Consider the following 6,008-nt stretch of genomic DNA (forward strand, 5'->3'; position numbering starts at 1 on the left):
CGCCTCAACACAATAAGTTATTAGCTATGCTTAGGCACAGTATCGACGTGTAACAAATCTAACAATAGCTAGCATAAGCGTGCCGCAGGATGCGGATTAACACAATTGAATGAAGAATTCATAACTTTTAAATATATGAGGAATCTATGTCAGACGCAGTTAACAAAACGCACTCTGATTCAGATATCGAGACCAAGAGCTACCGTGAGCTTCATCGTCCAGCATCTGAGTTCGCAAGCCGTTCAGACTACCTAGACCACGAACTACAAATCATGAAGCCACGTCGTTTTGGCTTGAACTTGCCAGGTCGTGACTTCCGCTTTGAGCTTGAAGACCTTGTTCCAGCACTTGCTGGTACTATCGGTATTATCGCAATGTACTCTGCGGTAATGATGTCTTGGGCTGAAGGTCTTACTGCAGCATGGGACCACGTAAACTTAGGCAAGGACTTTGCTATCGAAGTTGCGCGTGTAGAAATGCTCATCCCTGCACTTCTTTTCTGTGTACTTGCCTCTGGTTTTATTAACCCTAAAGCCAACCTAGCAGGCAACCACGGCCCAATGATCCCTCTTATTGGTACCATCGCTCTTGCTGGTGCTCACCCTCTTGCATTAGCAATTCTCATTGGTGTGTTTGGTTTGATTTTGAGCCTCTTAAAAGGTGGGTCAAAACTGGTTAACCTCACCTCTGAAGGTACGGCTGGTGGCCTTCTTATTTTCCTAGGTTTAACCGGAACCATGAGCCAAATTAACTCTATTCAAGCTTGGGCTGTTGGTTTGCAATCCGATACGGTTGCCGCTGGTAGCATGGGTTACATCGGTCTAATTGTTCTTGCGGTTACCATTGGCTTATACGCGTTCCTTGCTAAAGTGAACAAACGCTGGCTAGCGATCCCTGTTTGTGCCTTCACTGGGCTTGCAATCGCACTTGCTCTTGGCGCAGGCTTCGATATTAAATTCGTAACCGAGACAGGCCTTCCAAACCTAAATCCAATCTACTGGTGGGGTTCAACAGAAGAAGGTTGGATGCTTGGTCTTCCTAATATGGAACACTTCATCGCTTCTCTACCATTCGCCATTCTTGCGGTAGCAATGTGGTCACCTGACTTCTTGGGTCACCGTATCTTCCAAGAAATGAACTACCCACGTAAGAGTGAAAAAGTACTGATGGACGTTGATGACACAATGACAATGTGTTCCGTTCGCCAAATGGTCGGTACTGCAGTGGGTGGTGGTAACATCACATCATCTTGGGGGACTTACATGATCCCTGCTGCAATCGCGAAACGCCCTATTCCTGCTGGCGCCATCTTACTAGGCTCTCTATGTATTATTGTTGCAATCCTTGGTTTTCCTATGGACGTTGCAGTATGGCCTCCAGTTATGCGCGTTGCTCTTCTCGTTGGTGTATCTCTACCACTGCTTGAAGCTGGCATGCAGATGGTGAAGGACTCGAAAGACTCACAAGCAGCAGGCATTTGTATCTTTGGTTCTGCCGTTGTTAACCCAGTTCTAGCTTGGGCACTAACTATGCTTTTAGATAACAACGGTTTAATTGGAGATAAAGAGCGCGCGTCTCGCCTATCATTTGTAGACAAGATTGTGATCCCAGTAAGCGTACTTGTTATCTGTTTAGTTGCTATGCTTGCAGTTGGTATGCTTGAAGGCCAGTATGGCATCCAAGCTTGGCTATAAGCTAGCAGTCCAGAAATTTGTGGGTAGCGCTCGTCGCTACCCCATTTTTATCGAAATTTTTGAGGATTTATTGATTTAGTTTAAGGTTTGCAAAAAAATTTTAGTTTAACCTCTAACTGTTGCTTAAAAAGAGAAACGTTAAAACTAGTGACAATATTTATAGTTTTGTAAATCGAATACGTAAATTTAAGACTATAAATATTGTTATTCATAAGAGTGTACTGTTCCCCTCTTTTATCTGGGGATAGCTGGCTCAACGGCGAAGCAGTACGTATTTTTTTCTACTAAAAAGGTAGGTATGTCATGGCAGAGCAATTTGCTAAAGCTTGGGAAGGTTTTGCTGCAGGCGACTGGCAAAACGAAGTAAACGTTCGTGATTTCATTCAGAAGAACTACACTCCGTACGAAGGCGACGAATCTTTCCTAGTTTCTGAAGGTACTGAAGCGACTAACAAGCTTTGGGCTAAGGTAATGGAAGGCATCAAACAAGAGAACGCGACTCACGCTCCTGTTGATTTTGATACTTCAGTTATCTCTACCATCACTGCTCACGATGCAGGCTACATCGAAAAAGACCTAGAAACTATCGTAGGTCTTCAAACTGACGCTCCTCTAAAACGTGCGATCATCCCTAACGGTGGTATCCGCATGGTTGAAGGTTCATGCAAAGCCTACGACCGCGAGCTAGACCCACAAGTTAAAAAAATCTACACAGAATACCGTAAAACTCACAACCAAGGCGTTTTCGATATCTACACTCCTCAAATCATGGCGTGTCGTAAATCTGGCGTACTGACTGGTCTTCCAGATGCATACGGTCGTGGTCGTATCATCGGTGACTACCGTCGTGTTGCTCTATACGGTATTGACTTCCTAATGAAGGATAAATTCGCGCAGTTCTCTTCTCTACAAGAGCGTTTTGAGAACGGCGAAGACCTACAAATGACAATGCAGCTCCGTGAAGAGATCGCAGAGCAACACCGTGCTCTAGGTCAAATCAAAGAAATGGCTGCAAAATACGGTTGTGATATTTCTCGTCCTGCTGAAACTGCGCAAGAAGCTATTCAGTGGACTTACTTCGGTTACCTAGCTGCTGTTAAATCTCAAAACGGTGCGGCTATGTCTCTAGGTCGTACTTCTACGTTCCTAGACATCTTCATCGAACGTGATATCGCGGCTGGTAAGCTAACTGAAGAACAAGCTCAGGAAATGATCGACCACTTCGTAATGAAACTACGTATGGTTCGTTTCCTACGTACTCCTGAGTACGATGATCTATTCTCTGGCGACCCTATCTGGGCAACTGAGTCTATGGGTGGTATGGGTCTTGACGGTCGTACGCTAGTTACTCGTACAAACTTCCGTTTCCTAAACTCACTATACACTATGGGTCCTTCTCCAGAGCCAAACATCACTGTTCTTTGGTCTGAGCAACTACCTGAAGGCTTCAAGAAGTTCTGTGCGAAAGTATCTATCGATACTTCTTCTATTCAGTACGAAAATGACGACTTAATGCGTCCAGACATGAACTCTGACGACTACGCGATCGCATGTTGTGTATCTCCAATGGTTGTTGGTAAGCAAATGCAGTTCTTCGGTGCTCGTGCGAACCTTGCGAAAACAATGCTTTACACCATCAACGGTGGTGTGGATGAGAAGCTAAAAATCCAAGTTGGCCCGCAAATGCCTAAGATCGAAGGCGATGTTCTGAACTACGATGAACTGTGGGAGAAAATGGACCACTTCATGGATTGGCTAGCGAAACAATATGTGACTGCACTAAACGCTATCCACTTCATGCACGATAAGTACAGCTACGAAGCGGCACTAATGGCTCTACACGACCGTGACGTTAAACGTACTATGGCTTGTGGTATTGCTGGTCTATCTGTTGCTGCTGACTCACTATCTGCAATTAAATACGCAAAAGTTAAGCCAATTCGTGACGAAGACGGTCTAGCAATCGACTTCGAAATCGAAGGCGATTACCCTAAATTCGGTAACAACGACCCACGCGTTGATGACATTGCATGTGAACTTGTTTCTGTATTTATGGGCAAAATCCGTAAGCTTAAGACTTACCGTGATGCAATCCCTACTCAGTCAATTCTTACTATCACTTCAAACGTGGTTTACGGTAAGAAAACTGGTAACACGCCTGACGGTCGTCGTGCTGGTGCTCCATTTGCTCCAGGTGCAAACCCAATGCACGGTCGTGACGAGAAAGGTGCTGTAGCATCACTAACTTCAGTTGCTAAACTGCCGTTTGCTGACGCACAAGATGGTATCTCTTACACATTCTCTATCGTACCTAACGCACTAGGTAAAGATGAGGGTTCACAACGCGCTAACCTTGCTGGTCTTATGGATGGTTACTTCCACCACGAAGCGGGGATCGAAGGTGGTCAACACCTAAACGTGAACGTTCTTAACCGTGAAACTCTAGAAGACGCAGTTAAGCACCCAGAGAAATACCCTCAGCTAACAATCCGTGTATCTGGTTACGCTGTTCGCTTCAACTCTCTAACTGCAGAGCAACAAGCTGACGTAATCGCGCGTACATTCACTGAGTCTCTATAAGACTATAGCGAAATAACGTTCTAGTAATACAACAAAGGCTGATGCTAAGTAGCATCAGCCTTTTTTTATTTCTTGAATGAAAGTTGTGATATCGCGAAAGACTTTTGCCCGCATTCTTACGTATGATGCGAAAAAAGTTAGCAAATAAAGTCTATGAGATTTAGTAAATTAATTATTCTTACCCTTCTCTCTCCAGTTGCAATAGCATCCACTAAGTCTACGGTTTCTTTTACCATCGACAACGATGGTATTTTTGGCGTCGATCAAGACTATACGAATGGTGTTTTCCTTTCTTACGCGACAGACCAACTGACACAAGAAAGCCAATGGAAATGGCTGAGTCTAGCTAACTCAGAGCACGCCAATATCGATAAAATAGAGTTGGTTCTTGGCCACAAAATGTGGACTCCAAGCGACATTGAAGCCGATTATCCACTAATCAATGATCGCCCATATGCCGGTTACCTACACACCGAAATCAACTACCTTTCCCTAACGAGTGACAAAGCTGTACGGTACAATTTCACCATAGGAACTACGGGTGAAAGTTCGCTATCAGAAAAGGCGCAAGAAATCGTTCACGGCATAACAGGATCGACGGACCCTCAAGGTTGGGATTACCAGATTGAAGATAAAGTGGCGTTCAGCCTTGGTTACCGCGTATTTAACAAATTGATGCGCAGCGAAGAACAAAAAACACAATGGGAGATCACCAACATTAACGACATCAATGCGGGTAACTTCCGTAGTGATGTCTCTCAAGGCGTCATGTTTCGTTGGGGTACAAACCTAGCGAATAGCATCGGAGCCGCCAATATCAGTGTCGAAAGCCCTTTCTCAGCAAGTATGATCGCTCAGAACACGTCGAGTTGGTTCTTGTTCACCGGGTTTGAAGGTCGTTACCGCTTTAATGACATGACTATCGAAGGCGATCGTCCTGGCATTCCTGAACCGTCAGCGCCATACGACGTCACACTGCAAAATTGGCAAGCAAGTGCCGTCGCGGGAGTATCTTGGTACAACCAAAATTACGGTGCAAGCATCACCTTTACAATTAAAACACCGGATTATGAAGAAGCCCAAACCGATGTTTATGGGACAGGCTCGTTCTCCGTGTTCGCCTTTTTCTAAAAACTGGATTATCCCAGCATCGAAGTCAATCTAGATACACGGCAAGTTCTCGGGGTAGGTATTAACCACCTCGTGTTCAAGCGTTTATGTAGATTGGCTCCATCTATTTTCTTTCTTCAAATAACCTTGCCTTTAGTACCGACAAAGCTGTTTTAACCCTGCTTTTTGTAATAAAATAACAGCTAGAATTTACTAGTAATGAGAGCAAAAGATGTCAACAGCTGGTCGTATTCACTCATTTGAGTCATGTGGTACCGTAGACGGACCTGGTATTCGATTTATCGTCTTCTTGCAAGGTTGTTTAATGCGCTGTAAGTATTGCCATAACCGCGATACTTGGGACACGCATGATGGCAAAGAAGTCACGGTTGAAGAAATCATTTCCGAAGCGAAAAGTTACCGCCACTTCATGAATGCATCAGGTGGTGGCGTTACTTGTTCTGGCGGCGAAGCGATGCTTCAACCGGAATTCGTACGTGATTTTTTCCGCGCAGCTAAAGCCGAGGGCATTCATACATGTCTAGATACTAACGGTTATGTTCGTAAGCACACTGATGTTATCGATGAAGTACTGGATGCAACAGACTTAGTCATGCTTGACAT

General features: G+C 44.6%; 4 protein-coding genes. All 4 read left to right on the forward strand.

Going from position 1 to position 6,008, the window contains the following annotated elements; all coding sequences use genetic code 11:
- Nucleotides 1-146: 146 nt before the first annotated feature.
- Nucleotides 147-1,694 carry a DUF3360 family protein gene (locus IQR33_RS17880; RefSeq protein ID WP_005378441.1) on the forward strand — a complete coding sequence of 516 codons (1,548 nt, stop codon included), beginning with the start codon at nucleotides 147-149 and terminating at the stop codon, nucleotides 1,692-1,694.
- Nucleotides 1,695-1,997: 303 nt separating this feature from the next.
- Nucleotides 1,998-4,274: a formate C-acetyltransferase gene (gene pflB / locus IQR33_RS17885; protein WP_005378442.1), complete on the forward strand. Its 2,277-nt coding sequence runs from the start codon at nucleotides 1,998-2,000 to the stop codon at nucleotides 4,272-4,274.
- Nucleotides 4,275-4,427: 153 nt separating this feature from the next.
- Nucleotides 4,428-5,405 carry a lipid A deacylase LpxR family protein gene (locus IQR33_RS17890; protein ID WP_005378443.1) on the forward strand — a complete coding sequence of 326 codons (978 nt, stop codon included), beginning with the start codon at nucleotides 4,428-4,430 and terminating at the stop codon, nucleotides 5,403-5,405.
- Nucleotides 5,406-5,616: 211 nt separating this feature from the next.
- On the forward strand, nucleotides 5,617-6,008 hold a 392-nt coding region (locus tag IQR33_RS17895), incomplete at its 3' end, for a 4Fe-4S cluster-binding domain-containing protein (RefSeq protein ID WP_193843897.1).

It is taken from the genome of Vibrio sp. OPT46, from assembly GCF_015163535.1.
Classification (GTDB): domain Bacteria; phylum Pseudomonadota; class Gammaproteobacteria; order Enterobacterales; family Vibrionaceae; genus Vibrio; species Vibrio alginolyticus.